The sequence below is a fragment of the Nocardia flavorosea NBRC 108225 genome, assembly GCF_001613385.1.
GTDB lineage: Bacteria > Actinomycetota > Actinomycetes > Mycobacteriales > Mycobacteriaceae > Nocardia > Nocardia flavorosea.
Genome location: NZ_BDCG01000006.1, coordinates 17,555 through 33,843 on the forward strand (window position 1 = coordinate 17,555; position 16,289 = coordinate 33,843).

Here is a 16,289-nt window from a genome sequence, read left to right on the forward strand (position 1 = left end):
CAGAAGGCCCGGCTACAGGACCCGTACTGTGGCTCCGCGCGCGGCCGGCGATCCCGGCGACGTAGTTGCCGGCCGGACAGGGAGCGGTGACGCGGAGACTGCCGAGGCTCAGGAAATTACGTCCGAACGGTCGGCCGGATCGTGCAGCGCGCGGCCGAAGCGCTCACTCCAGTCGCGGATCTGCGCGATCAGCTCCGGCGGTTCGAGCACCCGGAACTCTGCCTCGAGTGACCCCAGCGCCATGGTGGGCCAGTCCAGCGAATCGGTGGTCATCGATACCCGGCACCGGCCGGGCTCGACGGCCTCGACCGTAGCCCAGCGCCCGATCCGTTCCCGGACCGCGCCGGCCGGAGCCTCGACCAGGACTTCGATGCAGTAGGGCCGGGAAATCCGGTCGACCCCGGCCCGGACGAACTCCGCGGCATCGGCGGTGGGCAGCTCGCGTGGACGGAAACGGGAACCGTCACCGACGGGTCCGGTGAGCCGGTCGATCCGGAAGCTGCGCCAATCGTGCCGGGTCAGATCGAAGGCCACCAGATACCAGCGGCGCCCCAGGGCGACCAGCCGGTGTGGCTCGACATGGCGCTCGCTGTGCCGGCTGTCGGCCGCGGTGTAGGTGAAGCGCAGGCGCTCGCTGTCGCGGCAGGCCAGCGCGACGGTGGTGAGCGCGGCCGGATCCGGCCCCGGATCGGACCGGCCACCCCAATCGGCCGGAACAGTCATCGACCGGATCGCCTCGACCCGGCGGCGCAGCCGCGGCGGCATCACCTGCACCACCTTGGCCAGCGCCCGCACCGAGGATTCGGCGACTCCCTCGACCATGCCCTGCATCGCGACCTGCAGTCCGACGACCAGCGCGACCGCCTCGTCGTCGTCGACCATCAACGGAGGCAGCGCCGCACCCGCGGCCAGCTGATAGCCGCCGTCGACGCCACGCTGCGCCTCGACCGGATAGCCGAGGTCACGCAGCCGATCGACATCACGCCGCAAGGTTCGCGGCGAGACACCGAGACGCTCGGCCAACTCGGTACCAGGCCAGTACTTGTGGGTTTGCAGCAGCGACAGCAGGCGCAGGGTCCGCGTGCTCGTATTCGCCATACCTCGATTGTCGTCGAATTGCGGCCGGTTTCTGACCGCTGGTTACGGTCTAATTGGTATTTCCGTGCATGGAGATACCCGCGATGGTGCGGGCGGTGAGCGATCCGTCCGCGTGTTTGCGGCCCCATACCCACACAGGCGCGCCGATATCGATCCCGGCCGGATCGCTCGCGATCAGCACATAGAGCTTGGTCGAATCGTCGGAATATACGACGACCTCCGCGCTGGTGATCTCACTGCTCACGGTGAGAACCCCGTTGTCATTGGCCTGGACTTTGCCGAAGACGAACCCCGCCCCGACCTCCGGCGATGCGGGCCTGGCCGGCTCCGGCCGGGCGGACTCGGCGACAGGAGCCGACCCGGTGGCACCCACCTGCGGAGACGCCGCGACGAAAGTAGTAATCGCCGGCTCCCCGGCCGCGTGGGGGTCGGTGACACGACCGAGGTAGAAGCCACCGACAGCAAGCAGAACCGCAACCCCGAGCACGAGCCCCAGCAGGGCGTGACCACCCCAGTACGCCGGATGCAGGCCGTCGCCTCGGTTCGGATAGCCCGCCTGATCCGGCTCCCCGGCCCCGGCCGATGCCGCACGCCCGGTACCCGATGGTTGTTCGTCGAGACCGGCTTCGGCGGCCGGCTTCGAACCGGGTGAGCCGGGCCCGGCAACGGACCCGACGGCCCCGGGCCCCTTCGTCCGGTCGTCGGCGGTACCTCGCGCCACGCCGATTATTCGCGGATCCAAGAGACCGAACCGGTCGGCAGGCAAGTCGACTCCGCGGCGTGAGCCTGACCACGGAGTGCGCTTGCTAGGCATAGTGCCAGGTTAGGCTGTCTGTTCAGCCCCCTATCGTCACTGACGGGGAGAAGTCATCGAATGAAAGCTCCTCGCAGGCAATACTTCTCGCCGCCCGGTCACTCCGCGGCGACCACCTCCAGCACCTGTTCGCCGTAGCGGGCGAGTTTGCCCTCCCCGACCCCGCTCACCTCTCCCAGCGCCGGCAGATCCCCCGGTTTCCGGGCCGCGATTTCGCGCAAGGTCGCATCGTGGAACACCACGTAGGCCGGGACTCCCTGTTCCTTGGCGGTATCGGCACGCCACTGACGGAGCCTGTCGAACAGGGCCGAATCGGCATCGGAGAGGCCGACCGGCGCCGATTTCGCAGACTTGGCGTTGCGCGCCGCGCGCGAGGGAGTCGGGCGTTCGGGTTCCCGGCGGAAGCGCACCGTACGGCCGTCGAAGAGCACACCGTCACTGGCCTCGGTGAGGGTGAGGACTCCGTAGTCGCCGTGCACCGCGAGCAACCCCTGAGCCAGGAGCTGACGCACGACCCCGCGCCATTCGGTATCGCGCAGATCAGCGCCGACACCGAACACGCTCAGCTCGTGGTGGTCGTACTGCTGGACCTTCTGATTCTTCTTGCCGAGCAGGATATCGATGAGGTGGCCCGCGCCGAAGCTCTGGCCGCGTTCACGTTTCAGGCGCAGAACCGCCGACAGCAGCTTCTGCGCGGCAACGGTTCCGTCCCACGATTCGGGCGGGCTCAGACAGGTATCGCAGTTCCCGCACGACTGTGCGGGCTGACCGAAATACGCGAGCAACCGCGCACGCCGGCAATCGATCGTCTCGCACAGGGCCAGCATCGCATCGAGGTGCAGCTGCAACTGCCTGCGGTGCGCCGCGTCGCCGTCCGAGGAATCGATCAACCGGCGCTGCTGCACCACATCCTGCAGCCCGTACACCATCCAGGCCGTCGACGGCAGTCCGTCGCGGCCGGCGCGGCCGGTCTCCTGGTAGTAGCCTTCCACGGATTTGGGCAAGTCGAGATGGGCGACGAATCGGACGTCCGGCTTATCGATACCCATTCCGAACGCAATGGTCGCGACAATGACGAGCCCGTCCTCGCGCAGGAACCGGGCCTGGTTCTCGGCGCGGGTGCGATGGTCGAGGCCCGCGTGATAGGGCAGGGCGCGGATACCGTTCTCGGTGAGAAATGCCGCGGTCTTCTCCACCGAGTTCCGCGACAGGCAGTAGACGATTCCGGCATCGCCGGGATGCTCTGTGCGCAGGAAATCGAGCAATTGGCGATCGGGCCGGTTCTTCGGCTCGATCCGGTACTGGATATTCGGCCGGTCGAAACTGGCGACGAACCGGCGCGCTCCGCCGAGATCGAGCCGGGTGATGATCTCGTCGCGGGTTTTCTCGGTGGCGGTGGCGGTCAACGCGATCCGGGGGATATCCGGCCAGCGCTCGTGCAGTACCGACAACGCCAGGTAGTCGGGCCGGAAATCGTGACCCCACTGCGAAACACAATGCGCCTCGTCGATCGCGAACAGCGCGATACGGCCGGACCCCAGCAGCGCCACCGTGGATTCCATCCGCAACCGTTCCGGCGCCAGGTACAGCAAGTCGAGTTCGCCTGCCGCGAACTGCGCCTCGACCGCCCGGCGCTCGTCCGGGAACTGCGTGGAATTGAGGAACCCGGCCCGCACGCCGAGTGCGCTCAGCGCATCCACCTGGTCCTGCATGAGTGCGATGAGCGGCGATATCACCACCCCCACGCCATCACGGACCAGCGCGGGAATCTGATAGCACAGTGATTTGCCCCCGCCGGTGGGCATGAGTACCAGCGCATCACCGCCACCGATCACCTGCTCGACGATGGCGTGCTGTTCACCACGAAAGCTGTCGTACCCGAAGACCCGGCGTAATACCTCATGGGCGGCGTCGTCGGAGGGGGCGGGAGCTGCCACAGCGGTGTCTTCGGCGGTATCCACGCGGCCATCCTACGAGCGACCTCGATTCCCGGACCGCGCGAATGACGGCCGGACCGGCCGGACCGGCCGAGTTGTCCACATGGGGACAACCGTCGCCACCTGACGGTCACCAGAAAATTCCGGGAATTTCGACTAGGCCCGGAATTGCGGTCAAAAAGTGGCCGCAATGGGAAATAACGTGGGTATCGAACACGGAAAGAACCCCTCAGCAGCCCCTCTGAAAGGTGCAGACCATGGCCGAGACTGCAGCCCTCGACACGACCACCCCGCTGACCGGCGAACGCGCCGATATACTGGCCGTTCTGAGCAAGGCACGCCATTTCCTGCGATTCACCACCCGCGACCTGACCGACGAGCAGGCGGCGAGCAGCCCGACGGACAGCGAACTGTGCCTCGGCGGCCTGATCAAACACGTCACCGGTGTCGAACGGGGCTGGGTGGACTTCATCGTGCAGGGCACCGGGACCATGAAGGACTTCGACGATTTGACCGCCGAGGATTTCGCCGAGCGCGATGCCGAATTCCGATTGTTGCCGGGTGAGACACTCGCCGGGGTCCTCGACGCCTATGCCGAAGTAGCGGCCAGGACCGACGCGATGATCGCCACCGCCGACCTCGACCGCGCATGGCCGCTGCCCAAGGCGCCATGGTTCCAGGAGGATTCCTGGTCGGCTCGCCAGGTACTGCTGCACATCATCGCCGAGACCGCGCAGCACGCCGGTCACGCCGATATCATTCGCGAAGCCATCGACGGTGCGAAAACCATGGGCTGAGGCGATGGTCCCGGCCCCGCCGCGATAAGTGGGGCTGGGGCTCATCCCACCGGGCGATTCACGACCGCGCTTCCCGCCGGGGGGCTGCGCCCGGCTGGCGCGGGGCCGGCCGCCCGATCCGCTGTGGTTTCGCGAGGAGGCTCCAGATCGAGGAGCCGCCCGCGCGGCGTCGAGGCGGTTGCCGGCAAACAGGCGGTATACCAACCAGACGGCCGGACGCCTGGGGAGTGGATCGGACGGGCACCGCGTCGGCTCTACGACTCGTCGCCCGGCCTACTGGCTACCGGGCGAAACGGTCGAGTATCGGCTGATGCAGGCGTCCGTTGGTCGCGACCGCGTCACCACCGTGCGGGCCGGGCCGGCCGTCGAGAGCGGTGAAGGTGCCGCCGGCCTCCCGGACCAGGATGTCCAGCGCGGCCAGATCCCACAGCGACACCTCCGGTTCGGTGGCGATATCCACCGCCCCCTCCGCGACCAGGCAGTAGCTGAGGAAATCACCGTAGCCACGTACCCGCCACACCTCGTCGGACAGGTCGATGAACTTCTCCCGCAGGCCACGGTCACGCCAACCCGACAGGCTGGAGAACGCGAGGCTGGCCGAATCCAGTTCGGCGACGGCCGAAACGGTGATCGGCCGGGGCGCCCCGGGATGAAAAGTCGACCACGCGCCCTGACCCACGGCAGCCCACCAGCGCCGCGCCAGCGCGGGCGCGCTCACCACACCCACCACCGGCACCCCGTCCTCGAGCAACGCGATCAGCGTGGCCCATACCGGAACCCCCCGGACGAAATTCTTCGTGCCGTCGATCGGATCGATCACCCATTGCCGGCCGGAGAACTCGGCGCTACCACCGAACTCCTCGCCCAGCACCGAATCGTCCGGGCGGCCGTGCCGCAGCATCCGGCGGATCGCCTCCTCCACCGCCAGATCGGCATCGGAGACGGGGGTGAGGTCGGGCTTGGCGTCGACCTTCAGGTCCAGCGCGCCGAACCGTTCGCGGGTGATCGTGTCCGCCTCGTCGGCCAGGCGTAACGCGAGTTCGAGGTCAGAGGAGTGAGCAGCCACACCGAAACCCTAGCGCGCGTCTCACACCGCGACCGCCGGCGCCGCGACCAGCGCCTCCGCCCACCAGTGCACCTGGTCCGGCATGTGCCGTACCGCCGCTTCGGGTTCGGCGGGTGCGAGCAACAGCAACTGCCCGTCGTCACCGAACAGCCGGTAATAGCGCGGGAACGGCACATATTCGCGGACAGTGTGCGCATCCAGTTCGCTGAACACCTGCCGCAGATGTTCGATTGCGGTGAGCCCGCCGGTGGCGCCGCTGTATCCGACGAAAGCGACCGGTTTGCGCTGCCACTGGGTGAAATGACAGTCGATCGCGGCCTTCAACGAGGCCGGATAGCTGTCAGGCCGACGGTTCGGTCCGACTACCCAGATCGCCCGCGGCGATATCGCTGATGATCGAACCGAGCCGGCGACATGCTCGTCGGCACAGGACTCGTCGCCGGGCGGGGCCGGCTTCGCGCTCGCCCGTCACCCCGGCGGAGCCCGCGACCCCCCCGGGCGATGGGCGCTTCCCCCCCCGGCATGCGAGAAAGCGGCCGAGGGCCTCCGCGCCTGTGCGGTTTCCCCGCGCTCGACGCTGCTAGTAGCCTTGAACATCGTGCATCCTGACGTTACCGCCGACCTCGCCGAACTCGACGCGACCCTGAAGACCGTCGAATCGGTCCTCGATATCGAGGAGCTGCGCCGTCGTATCGACGAACTGGAGCATCAGGCGGCCGATCCCGAGTTGTGGAACGACCAGGATCATGCGCAGCGGGTGACCAGTGAGCTCTCCCACGCGCAGGGTGAGCTGCGCCGGGTGGCGGAGTTACGGCAGCGTCTGGAGGACCTGCCGGTGCTCTACGAGCTGGCCGAGGAGGAAGAGGGCGAGGCGCGCACGAGCGCGCTGGCCGATGCCGATGCCGAGCGCGCCGCGCTGCACACCGATGTCGAGGCCCTCGAGGTGCGCACACTGTTGTCCGGCGAGTACGACAAACGTGATGCGCTGGTCAATATCCGTTCGGGTGCCGGCGGTGTGGACGCCGCCGACTGGGCCGAGATGCTGATGCGCATGTACATCCGCTGGGCCGACCGGCACAAGTATTCGGTCGAGGTGTACGACACCTCCTACGCCGAAGAAGCCGGTATCAAGAGCGCCACGTTCGTGGTGAAGACCCCGTATGCCTACGGCACCCTCTCGGTGGAGATGGGCACCCACCGGCTGGTGCGGATCAGTCCGTTCGACAACCAGGGACGCCGCCAGACCTCGTTCGCCGAGGTCGAGGTGCTGCCGGTGGTCGAGACCACCGACCATATCGACGTCCCGGAAACCGATATCCGGGTCGATGTGTACCGGTCCTCGGGCCCGGGCGGGCAGAGCGTCAACACCACCGACTCGGCTGTGCGGATCACCCATATCCCGACCGGCATCGTGGTCACCTGCCAGAACGAGAAATCCCAGCTGCAGAACAAGGTTTCGGCCATGCGGGTGCTGCAGGCCAAACTGCTGGAACGGAAACGGCAGGAAGAACGCGCGCAGATGGATGCGCTCAAGACCAACGAGGGTGCGTCCTGGGGCAACCAGATGCGGTCCTATGTGCTGCACCCGTATCAGATGGTCAAGGATCTGCGCACCAACTACGAGGTGAACAACCCCTCCGCGGTGCTCGACGGCGATATCGACGGTTTCATCGAATCCGGCATCCGCTGGCGGATGAGTACAGTTCTGCAGGAGAGCTAGCCCTCCCCCGATTCCGGGGAAGCGCAATGGATCCGGAGCAGATGCGGGAACGGGTGGTCTGATGCGTGCGGAAGGGACCGACACCCTTGCCCTGTCCCTGGCATTATCGTCCGATGTGACAGGTTGGCTGCGTTCGTCCGGGCTCGAGATCGTCCTGCTGATCCTCGGAGCCATGCTGTTCGCCCGCTTCGCCAGCTACGTGCGCGACCGCGTGACCCAGCGCATCGATTCCGGTTTCCGTGGCGGCGACGCCCTGGTGCGGTCCGAAGCGGCCAAACACCGGCATGCCCTCGCGCAGGTGCTGACCTGGGTCGTCCTGACCGTCGCCTATGTGCTGGTCGCCATGGAGGTGCTGCAACGGCTGGGGTTCTCCATGTCGGGGCTGGTCGCGCCCGCCGCGGTCCTCGGCGCCGCACTCGGTTTCGGCGCGCAGCGCATCGTGCAGGACATTCTGGCCGGGTTCTTCCTCATCACCGAACGCCAATACGGTTTCGGTGATGTGGTGCGGATCGCGGTGACCGGCGTCGCGGATCCGGCCGAGGGCACGGTGGAGGATGTGACCCTGCGGGTCACCAAACTGCGTAACCCGGACGGTGAGGTGATCACCGTACCGAACGGCCAGATCGTGAAAGTGACGAATTTGTCCAAGGATTGGGCGCGGGCGGCAATCGATGTACCCGTCGCGGCGAGCGCCGATATCCTGCGGATCAACGAGGTACTGCACGAGGTGGGCGGGCAGGCCTACCGCGACCCCCGCCTCGAACCGCTGCTGCTGGACGAGCCGACGGTGATGGGCGTGGAGGACCTGACCGTGGACCAGATGAACATCCGGATGGTGGCTCGGACACTGCCGGGCAAACAGTTCGAAGTCAGCCGCGAGTTGCGGGTGCGGGTGGCCGCGGCGATGCGCCGGGAGGGTTTGAATGCGCGCGCGTAGATCGACGCTGGTGCTGGCCGGGAGCTGGATCGCGATCTTCGTGCTGTACCTGTTCGTCAAACCGGACGAGATCGCCCGGCAGCCACCGGCGCCTGCGCCCACCGTGGCCCCCGCCTCGCCCATCGGCTTCGGACAGGGGTCACCGGCGGTGGCCGTCCGGGAGGAATAGGGCCACCGATACCGCCCGCCGACGCGTTCGTTATCGAATGGTTACACTGACTCCTCGTGATCACCCTGCGCGACGTCAGCAAGTCGTATCCGACCGCGACGCGAGCCGCACTGGAGAACGTCACCGTCCATATCGACAAGGGTGAGTTCGTCTTCCTCATCGGTCCCTCCGGCTCCGGCAAATCGACCTTCATGCGGATGCTCATCAAGGAGGAGATCCCGACCGGGGGCGAGATCCATGTCGCGGATTTCCGGGTGGATCGGCTGCCCGGCCGGCGGGTACCCCGGCTGCGGCAGCGGGTGGGCTGCGTGTTCCAGGATTTCCGGCTGCTGCAACAGCGGACGGTCACCCAGAATGTGGCGTTCGCGCTGGAGGTGATCGGTAAACGCCGCCAGTTCATCGACCGGACCGTGCCGGAGGTATTGGAGTTGGTCGGGCTGAGCGGGAAAGCCGACCGGCTGCCCAGCGAACTGTCCGGCGGCGAACAACAGCGGGTCGCGATCGCCCGAGCCTTCGTGAACCGCCCGCTGGTGATGCTGGCCGACGAACCCACCGGCAACCTCGACCCCGAGACGAGTTACGAGATCATGCTGCTGCTCGAGCACATCAACCGGATGGGCACCACCGTGCTCATGGCCACCCACGACCCGTTGATCGTGGACGGTATGCAGCGCCGGGTGGTGGAGCTCTATGAGGGCCGGCTGGTTCGCGATCAGGCGACCGGCGGTTACGAGGTGGCCCGGTAATGCGCGCGGGCTTCCTGTTCGGCGAGGTCTCCGAGGGCCTGCGCCGTAACCTCACCATGACGATTGCGATGATCCTGACGACGGCAGTCTCCCTGACCATGCTCGGTGGCGGCATCCTGGCGATCCGGATCGCCGACAAGACCGAGCAGTACTTCCTGGACCGGCTCGAAGTGCGGCTGTATCTGACCGAGGACATCTCCGCGAACGATCCGGACTGCGCGCAGGATCTCTGCCAGACCTTGATGGCCGATCTGAAAACCGTCGACGGCGTGGAGACGGTGCAGTACCTCAACCGCGACGCCGCGGTCCGGGAGGCCACGGAGAAAACCTTCAAGGACCAGCCGGAACTCGCCGAGTACGTGAGCGAGACGCCGTTACCGGCCTCGTTGCGGGTCAAGATGAGCGATGCCTCGCTCTATCCCACGATCTACGAGCAGTTCTCCGAAAGCCCCGGGGTGGGCATGGTGCGCAACGACAAGGACATCGTGGACCGGCTGGTGAGCCTGTTCGACGGATTGCGCAATGCGGCGTTCGGGATGGCTGTACTGCAGGCGGTGGCGGCGCTGTTGCTGATCGCGAACATGGTGCAGATCGCGGCGTTCACCCGGCGGACCGAGGTGCACATCATGCGCCTGGTCGGCGCCACCCGCTGGTACACCCAGTTGCCGTTCCTGCTCGAGGCCGTGGTGGCCGCGCTGGCGGGCGGCCTGCTCGCGACAGCGGGCCTGTTCGCGGCCCGCCCACTGGTGATCGACCGCGCCCTGGGCGATCTGTTCGCGAGCAACGTTTTCCCGGCGATCACCTTCGACGATATTTTCACCACCGCGCTGATGGTTGTCCCGGTCGGCGTGGTGTTCGCGGGGCTCACCGCCTACGCCACCCTGCGCTGGTACGTGCGCGAGTAGCGCGCCCGGCCGTACAGGCCGGTCACAGCGCTACGAGCGCTACGACCCGGTCACGAAAACATGTCCAAGGCAGCCGGAGCACGCACCCTCCGGCTTCCCGCGCACACCGTTCCGGTACCGCCCGTCCGCTGCTGGACGGGCGGTACCGCTCTGCCGTGTGGGTAATCCCCGAGAGATGTCCGCTCACCAGGACAGAACTGGCACTCGACGCCGTTCTTACTCTTCAGTAAGATAGCCTTACTCCGCAGTAAGATAGCTGGGGCCAGACCCTCACCCCGCGCGAGAAAACAGGTGATGATGAGCATTCGAGACAGCGCTACCAAGCGGCGTCCGGACAACGGCGTCCGCCAGGAGAACGGGGTGGGCCTGCACCAACCCAAACGGGATTGGATGGGCGCCGCCATGCGGGTCATGTCGACGATCACCGGCTCGGAACTCGCCGAGAAATACAATCTCCGCAAACCGATCGACCGGGTCACCTACGAAAGCACCCGAACCGGCTTCCGGACCCTGGGTGCCGCGACCCGCGCCTTCAACAAGGTCGCCGGTGGCGGCGCGCCCAAGCGTCTCCCGGACAACGAGTCGAAGACCAAGGACTACTTCGATCTCACCCCCACCGACGAACAGCAGATGATCGTCGAGACGGTCCGGGAGTTCGCGGCCGAGATCCTGCGCCCGGCCGCGCACGACGCCGACGAGGCCGCCGCCGCCCCGAAAGATCTGCTGGGCCGCGCCGCAGAACTCGGTATCACCCTGATCAACGTGCCCGAAGAGCTGGAGGGCGCGGCCACCGAACGCGGTGCCGTCACCAACTCGATGGTGGCCGAGGCGCTCGCACACGGGGATATGGGCCTGGCCCTGCCACTATTGGCACCCAGTGGCGTCGCCGTCACACTGTCCCAATGGGGCACCGACGCCCAGCAGCAGACCTATCTCCCCGCGTTCACCGGCGAGAACGTGCCGCAGGCGTCGGTCGTCATCAGCGAACCGCGCGCCCTGTTCGATCCGTTCACCCTGCAGACCACGGCCGTGCGGTCGCCCAGTGGTTACCGGCTCAACGGTGTGAAGAGCCTGGTCCCGGCCGCCGCCGACGCCGAGCTCTTCGTGGTCGGCGCGGAACTCGACGGCCGCCCGGCACTGTTCATCGTGGAATCCGACGCCCAGGGCCTGTCGGTGGAGGCCGATCCCAGCATGGGTCTGCGCGCGGCCGGTCTGGGCCGGCTCGTCCTGGACAATGTTGCCGTCGGGACCGACGCGATCCTCGGTGAGGGCGATGCCAAACAGCACGCCGCCGACTACCGCGACGCAGTCCAGCTGGCCCGTCTGGGCTGGGCCTCCCTGGCCGCCGGAACCGGCCAGGCCGTACTCGACTATGTGATCCCGTACGTCAACGAGCGCGAGGCATTCGGCGAACCGATCAGCCACCGGCAGGCAGTGGCCTTCATGGTCGCCGATATCGCCATCGAACTCGACGGCCTGCGTCTGGTGACCCTGCGCGGCGCGGCCCGTGCCGAACAGGGCCTCACCTTCGCCCGCGAGGCCGCGCTGGCCAAGAAGCTCGCGACCGACAAGGGAATGCGGTTCGGTCTCGACGGTGTGCAGCTGCTCGGCGGGCACGGTTTCACCAAGGAACACCCGGTCGAGCGCTGGTACCGCGATCTGCGCGGTATCGGTATCGCCGAGGGAATCGTGCTCGTGTAATCGGCGCCGCCAACGGCGGCGCGGGGTTCGGGGCCCCGTGGGTCTCGTTCTTCATTCCGCCGCTCCTCCGCAACGCTGCACCGCTCCGTCGCTCCAGAACGAGACGGACCCCGAACCACAAAGGTGAAGCTCCAGGAGGGCGCAGAGCGCACGCCGACCGGCATTCGGCAAGCGGTGAGCCGCAAGGACCCCCGATCCTTCATCCAGGAGATTTTTGATGATCAATCTCGAACTTCCCAAAAAGCTGCGGGCCAGCGCGAATCAGGCCCATCAGGTGGCCGCGCAGATCTTCCGGCCGATCTCGCGCAAATACGACCTCGCCGAACACGAGTACCCGGTGGAGCTCGACACGATGGCCGCCATGGTCGACGGGCTCAGCGATTCGGGCACCCAGAAGATCAGCGGCGCGGCGGGTGGCCGGTCCGATGAGGACGAAAGTCCCGCCACCATGCCCGTCAACGCCAACGGCGGCAATATGTCGGCGCTGCTCAACGCGCTGGAAACCTCGTGGGGCGATGTCGGGCTGATGCTGTCGATCCCCTATCAGGGGCTGGGCAATGCCGCGATCGCCGCGGTCGCCACCGACGAGCAGCTGGAACGGTTCGGCAAGGTGTGGGCTTCCATGGCCATCACCGAGCCCAGCTTCGGCTCCGATTCGGCCGCCGTCACCACCACCGCCGTCCTCGACGGCGACGAATGGGTGCTCAACGGCGAGAAGATCTTCGTGACCGCCGGTGAGCGCTCCACCCATATCGTGGTGTGGGCGTCGGTGGATCGCAGCCTCGGCCGCGCCGCCATCAAATCGTTCGTGGTCCCGCGTGACGCCCCCGGCCTGTCGGTGGCCCGGCTCGAGCACAAGCTCGGCATCAAGGCCTCCGATACCGCGGTACTGCTGCTCCAGGACTGCCGGATCCCGAAGGACAATATCCTCGGCAGCCCGGAAGTGAACGTGGAGAAGGGTTTCGCGGGGGTCATGCAGACCTTCGACAACACCCGCCCCATGGTCGCGGCGATGGCCATCGGCGTCACCCGGGCCGCGCTCGAGGAACTGCGCACCATTCTCACCGACGCGGGTATCGAGATCTCCTACGACACCCCGCCCAACAACCAGCACGCCGCGGCGGCCGAATTCCTGCGGATGGAGGCGGACTACGAATCCGCCTACCTCCTGGCGATGCGGGCGGCCTGGATGGCCGACAACAAACAGCCCAACTCGCTCCAGGCCTCGATGTCGAAGGCGAAGGCAGGTCGTACGGGCACCGATGTGACCCTGAAGTCGGTCGAACTGGCCGGCGCCGTGGGGTATTCGCAGCGCCTGCTGCTGGAGAAGTGGGGTCGCGACTCCAAGATTCTCGACATCTTCGAGGGCACCCAGCAGATCCAGCAGCTCATCGTCGCCCGCCGGGTCCTGAACAAGACCAGCGCCGAACTGAAGTAGGCAGATCACCGAGCGGAACCGGTCCGGAACGCCGTAGCGGTCCGGGCCGGTTCGGCATGCCTCCGTCCGGCACCGGTTCCGCGAGGTTCGACGGTTACTTCGTTCGGCTGCTCATCACATCGTTCGGCGGCGCCGGGGAGGCCGGCCCTCGCCTTACTCGGGCGCGGCCGGACCGAGATTGCGCTCCCCACGCCCGCGCGGCGTTCTGGACAGCGTGCCGACCGGGTGACATGTTGGTGACGACCATTTTCGCGATTTGTTCGACCCGGCGGGTTCGCCTCCGCTCGACGCCCGGATCCGCCGGTACGTGTTGCCCCTCTCCACCCTGCTGACCCCACCCCCGGGTGCAGTGCCCCGGATAACGTATCTGCAAGGAGACTGGTTATGCGCACAAAGGGCTTCGCCCGTCGGCTCGTCACCTCACTCGCCGCTACGGCCGCGGCCACCATGCTCTTCACCGGACATGCCACCGCCGAGCCGGCCCAGGTCGATTGGGTGTCGGCGACCCAGCAGCTACGGACGGCCGCCGCGGGCAACCCCGGCGCCGAACGTGCCGTCGATATGCTCATCGGCGATCCGCGGGTCACCGATGCCGCGCGCGAGGCGGCGCTACCGGCCCAGCCGTTCCAGATTCCGGCCGAGTCGAATATCGGCCGCGGGGGCGGACCGGGCATGTACGGGTCGGGTGTGGCGCTGAATGTCGACGGTTTCCGGTTCGCTTTCTTCGGCGGCCCCGGCACCATCGCCCCGAATCAGGCCGGGGCCCGGCTGGAGGTGGTCTGGCTGAACCTGTCGAACGGCCGCAGCGGGATGGAACCACTGACCGAGCACATCGACATCATCGCCGACACCACCATCCGCACCCGGGTGATCGATCCGGGGCCCGGCATGATCGTGGCCGCCGTCTACGGCAGCCTGTGGCATCGGTGGCCGGTCCCGGTGAGCGCGGAACACCCGGATGGCTTCCAGTACGCGCGCGGGGAGATCACCTTCCCGTCGCTGGGCTCGATCTACAACTGAGCCTCCGGCAGATAAGCACAGCTCGGGCACGTGCCGGATATCCGGCACGTGCCCATTTCATGGGATGTTCGGGCTACGGCGGCGGTGTCGTTTTTGTCCGGTGCGTACGTTGTGAGCGTACGCACTTTCACTGCTACCGTGAGCCCCGATATGCCGTTCGGAATCGCTAGGTCGAGTGCCGACGCGAGGATCTGTGGAGGTGTTCGAGGGTGAACCTGGCGCATACGCTGGAGACTGTCAAGGCATATGGGCTGCTGCAGTCCAGTGGATTCATCGATCTGAAGAATCCGGGGGAAACTCTGCGGACGCTCAAGGATTCCAAGACCTATATCCCGCAGGCGACGCTGATCATGCATTCGGCCCGGATCGCCCCGGATGCGCAGGGCCTGGTCGACGAGCGCGGTGAGCTGAGCTACCGCGAACTCGACGAGCAGTCCACGAAGATCGCGAACGGCCTGCGCAAGGCCGGCCTCACCGAGGGCACCGTGATCGGCATCCTGGCCCGCGACCATCGCGGCCTCATCCTGTCGATGGCCGCCGCCGGTAAGCTGGGGGTGAAGATCGCCCTGATGAACACCGGCTTCGCCAAACCGCAGTTCGCCGAGGTGTGCGAACGCGAGAAGGTCGCGGCGGTCCTGCACGACAGTGAATTCCTCGGCCTGCTCGACGCTCTGCCGGCCGATATGCCGCGTTTCCTGACCTGGGTGGACGAGGGCACCGAACTCCCCGAAGGCGCGAAGAGCCTCGACGATCTGATTGCCGAGAACGGCCTCGACGAACTGCCCGTACCGAGTAAGCCGGGTGGTTTCATCATTCTGACCAGCGGTACCACCGGATTGCCGAAGGGCGCGCCGCGCGAGAAGGCTTCCCCGCTGGCCACCGCGCAGTTCCTGGACCGGATGCCGTTCCGCAAACGCGCCACGATGGTGATCGTGTCACCGATCTTCCACAGCACGGGCCTCGGTACCTGGCTCGTAGCCACCGGCCTGACCAACAAAATAGTCATGCGGCGCCGTTTCGACGCCGAAGCGACATTGAAGATGGTGTCCGATCACAAGGCCGATATGCTCGTCGCGGTACCGACCATGCTGCACCGGATGGTGGAACTGCCCGAGGAGATCCGGGCGAAGTACGATACGTCCTCGCTGAAGGGCATCGTGCTGGCAGGCTCGGCCCTCTCACCGGAACTCAGCATCCGCGCGGCCGAGGTCTTCGGACCGGTGGTCCACAATCTCTACGGATCCACCGAGGTCGCCATCGCGACCGTTGCCCAGCCGCACGAGCTCGCCAAAGCCCCCGGCACCGTCGGCCGTCCCCCGCTGACCTGTGATGTGCGGTTGTACGACGACAACGACAAGCGCGTCGACGCCAAGGATGTCACCGCCCGGATCTTCGTCCGCAGCGGTGCACCGTTCGAGGGGTATACCGACGGCCGGCACAAGCAGATCATCGACGGCTACATGTCCAGCGGGGATGTCGGTCATTTCACCGAGGACGGCCTGCTGATGGTCGACGGCCGCGACGACGACATGATCGTCTCCGGCGGCGAGAACGTCTTCCCGCAAGAGGTGGAGAACCTGCTGCTGGAACGCGAGGACATCTTCGATGCCGCCGTGGTCGGAGTGGACGATGTGGAGTTCGGTAAGCGGTTGCGCGCGTTCGTCGTGCCCGAACCCGGCCATACGCCGACCGAGGACGAGATCAAGGCCCACGTGAAGGAGAACCTGGCCCGGTACAAGGTGCCGCGCGAGGTCGTGTTCCTCGAAGATCTGCCGCGCAATCCCACCGGGAAACTGCTGCGCCGGGTCCTGGTGGAATACGAGGTCTGATACCGCTTCCGAGACGACGAAACCGGGACATTCCACAGCGATGTCCCGGTTTCTTTACTGTCCGAGACAATGCCGTCGCATCGGGCGGCCGGATTGCTAGGGTTGGCACAGC

Annotated in this window: 15 protein-coding genes; 10 read left to right on the forward strand and 5 right to left on the reverse strand. The window is 66.7% G+C overall.

Going from position 1 to position 16,289, the window contains the following annotated elements:
* Positions 1–108: 108 nt before the first annotated feature.
* From NFL01S_RS07370 to recQ, 3 genes are all read right to left on the reverse strand, one after another.
* Positions 109–1,098, reverse strand: a complete 990-nt coding sequence (locus NFL01S_RS07370; protein WP_062972843.1) for a helix-turn-helix transcriptional regulator — start codon at positions 1,096–1,098, stop codon at positions 109–111.
* Between the two features lie 49 nt (positions 1,099–1,147).
* Positions 1,148–1,819, reverse strand: a complete 672-nt coding sequence (locus NFL01S_RS07375; protein WP_062972845.1) for a hypothetical protein — start codon at positions 1,817–1,819, stop codon at positions 1,148–1,150.
* A 191-nt stretch (positions 1,820–2,010) separates the two neighbouring features.
* Complete coding sequence (recQ, locus tag NFL01S_RS07380) at positions 2,011–3,873, reverse strand: DNA helicase RecQ (protein ID WP_062972847.1); 1,863 nt, start codon at positions 3,871–3,873, stop codon at positions 2,011–2,013.
* A 233-nt stretch (positions 3,874–4,106) separates the two neighbouring features.
* Between recQ and NFL01S_RS07385 the strand changes: the two genes are divergently transcribed.
* The gene (locus tag NFL01S_RS07385) at positions 4,107–4,646 is read left to right on the forward strand and encodes a DinB family protein (RefSeq protein WP_062972987.1); all 540 of its coding nucleotides are present in this window, start codon (positions 4,107–4,109) and stop codon (positions 4,644–4,646) included.
* 280 nt (positions 4,647–4,926) lie between these two features.
* On the opposite strand, the gene hisN is transcribed toward NFL01S_RS07385, so the two are convergent.
* Positions 4,927–5,712, reverse strand: a complete 786-nt coding sequence (hisN, locus tag NFL01S_RS07390) for a histidinol-phosphatase (RefSeq protein WP_062972849.1) — start codon at positions 5,710–5,712, stop codon at positions 4,927–4,929.
* Positions 5,713–5,733: 21 nt separating this feature from the next.
* Complete coding sequence (locus tag NFL01S_RS07395) at positions 5,734–6,099, reverse strand: NADPH-dependent FMN reductase (RefSeq protein WP_084492491.1); 366 nt, start codon at positions 6,097–6,099, stop codon at positions 5,734–5,736.
* Positions 6,100–6,310: 211 nt separating this feature from the next.
* On the opposite strand from NFL01S_RS07395, the gene prfB reads away from it, so the two are divergent.
* The 9 genes from prfB (at position 6,311) to NFL01S_RS07435 (ending at position 16,177) form a co-directional block, all read left to right on the forward strand.
* Entirely contained in the window at positions 6,311–7,432 is a 1,122-nt protein-coding gene (gene prfB / locus NFL01S_RS07400) for a peptide chain release factor 2 (protein ID WP_033243561.1), read from the forward strand.
* 61 nt (positions 7,433–7,493) lie between these two features.
* A complete protein-coding gene (locus NFL01S_RS07405; RefSeq protein WP_062972853.1) occupies positions 7,494–8,369 on the forward strand; it encodes a mechanosensitive ion channel family protein in 876 nt (291 codons plus the stop codon).
* The gene (locus NFL01S_RS35270) at positions 8,356–8,538 is read left to right on the forward strand and encodes an Rv3103c transmembrane domain-containing protein (protein WP_157116336.1); all 183 of its coding nucleotides are present in this window, start codon (positions 8,356–8,358) and stop codon (positions 8,536–8,538) included. Before NFL01S_RS07405 ends, NFL01S_RS35270 begins: the two co-directional genes overlap by 14 nt.
* Positions 8,539–8,594: 56 nt before the next feature.
* Positions 8,595–9,284 (forward strand): cell division ATP-binding protein FtsE, encoded by a 690-nt coding sequence (gene ftsE, locus NFL01S_RS07410; protein WP_062972855.1) that lies wholly within the window; start codon positions 8,595–8,597, stop codon positions 9,282–9,284.
* Positions 9,284–10,189, forward strand: a complete 906-nt coding sequence (gene ftsX / locus NFL01S_RS07415) for a permease-like cell division protein FtsX (protein ID WP_062972857.1) — start codon at positions 9,284–9,286, stop codon at positions 10,187–10,189. Before ftsE ends, ftsX begins: the two co-directional genes overlap by 1 nt.
* Before the next feature lie 291 nt (positions 10,190–10,480).
* Entirely contained in the window at positions 10,481–11,890 is a 1,410-nt protein-coding gene (locus tag NFL01S_RS07420; protein ID WP_157116338.1) for an acyl-CoA dehydrogenase family protein, read from the forward strand.
* A gap of 217 nt (positions 11,891–12,107) precedes the next feature.
* Positions 12,108–13,328, forward strand: a complete 1,221-nt coding sequence (locus NFL01S_RS07425) for an acyl-CoA dehydrogenase family protein (protein ID WP_062972861.1) — start codon at positions 12,108–12,110, stop codon at positions 13,326–13,328.
* A 384-nt stretch (positions 13,329–13,712) separates the two neighbouring features.
* Positions 13,713–14,348 carry a hypothetical protein gene (locus NFL01S_RS07430; protein ID WP_062972863.1) on the forward strand — a complete coding sequence of 212 codons (636 nt, stop codon included), beginning with the start codon at positions 13,713–13,715 and terminating at the stop codon, positions 14,346–14,348.
* 209 nt (positions 14,349–14,557) lie between these two features.
* Positions 14,558–16,177 (forward strand): acyl-CoA synthetase, encoded by a 1,620-nt coding sequence (locus tag NFL01S_RS07435; RefSeq protein ID WP_084492492.1) that lies wholly within the window; start codon positions 14,558–14,560, stop codon positions 16,175–16,177.
* Positions 16,178–16,289: the final 112 nt, after the last annotated feature.

Coding starts and splice junctions, on each gene's coding strand:
- NFL01S_RS07370 (WP_062972843.1), bottom strand. CDS start 1,098: ATGGCGAATACGAGCACGCGGACCCTGCGCCTGCTGTCGCTGCTGCAA.
- NFL01S_RS07385 (WP_062972987.1), top strand. CDS start 4,107: ATGGCCGAGACTGCAGCCCTCGACACGACCACCCCGCTGACCGGCGAA.
- NFL01S_RS07405 (WP_062972853.1), top strand. CDS start 7,494: ATGCGTGCGGAAGGGACCGACACCCTTGCCCTGTCCCTGGCATTATCG.
- NFL01S_RS35270 (WP_157116336.1), top strand. CDS start 8,356: ATGCGCGCGCGTAGATCGACGCTGGTGCTGGCCGGGAGCTGGATCGCG.
- ftsX (WP_062972857.1), top strand. CDS start 9,284: ATGCGCGCGGGCTTCCTGTTCGGCGAGGTCTCCGAGGGCCTGCGCCGT.
- NFL01S_RS07425 (WP_062972861.1), top strand. CDS start 12,108: ATGATCAATCTCGAACTTCCCAAAAAGCTGCGGGCCAGCGCGAATCAG.
- NFL01S_RS07430 (WP_062972863.1), top strand. CDS start 13,713: ATGCGCACAAAGGGCTTCGCCCGTCGGCTCGTCACCTCACTCGCCGCT.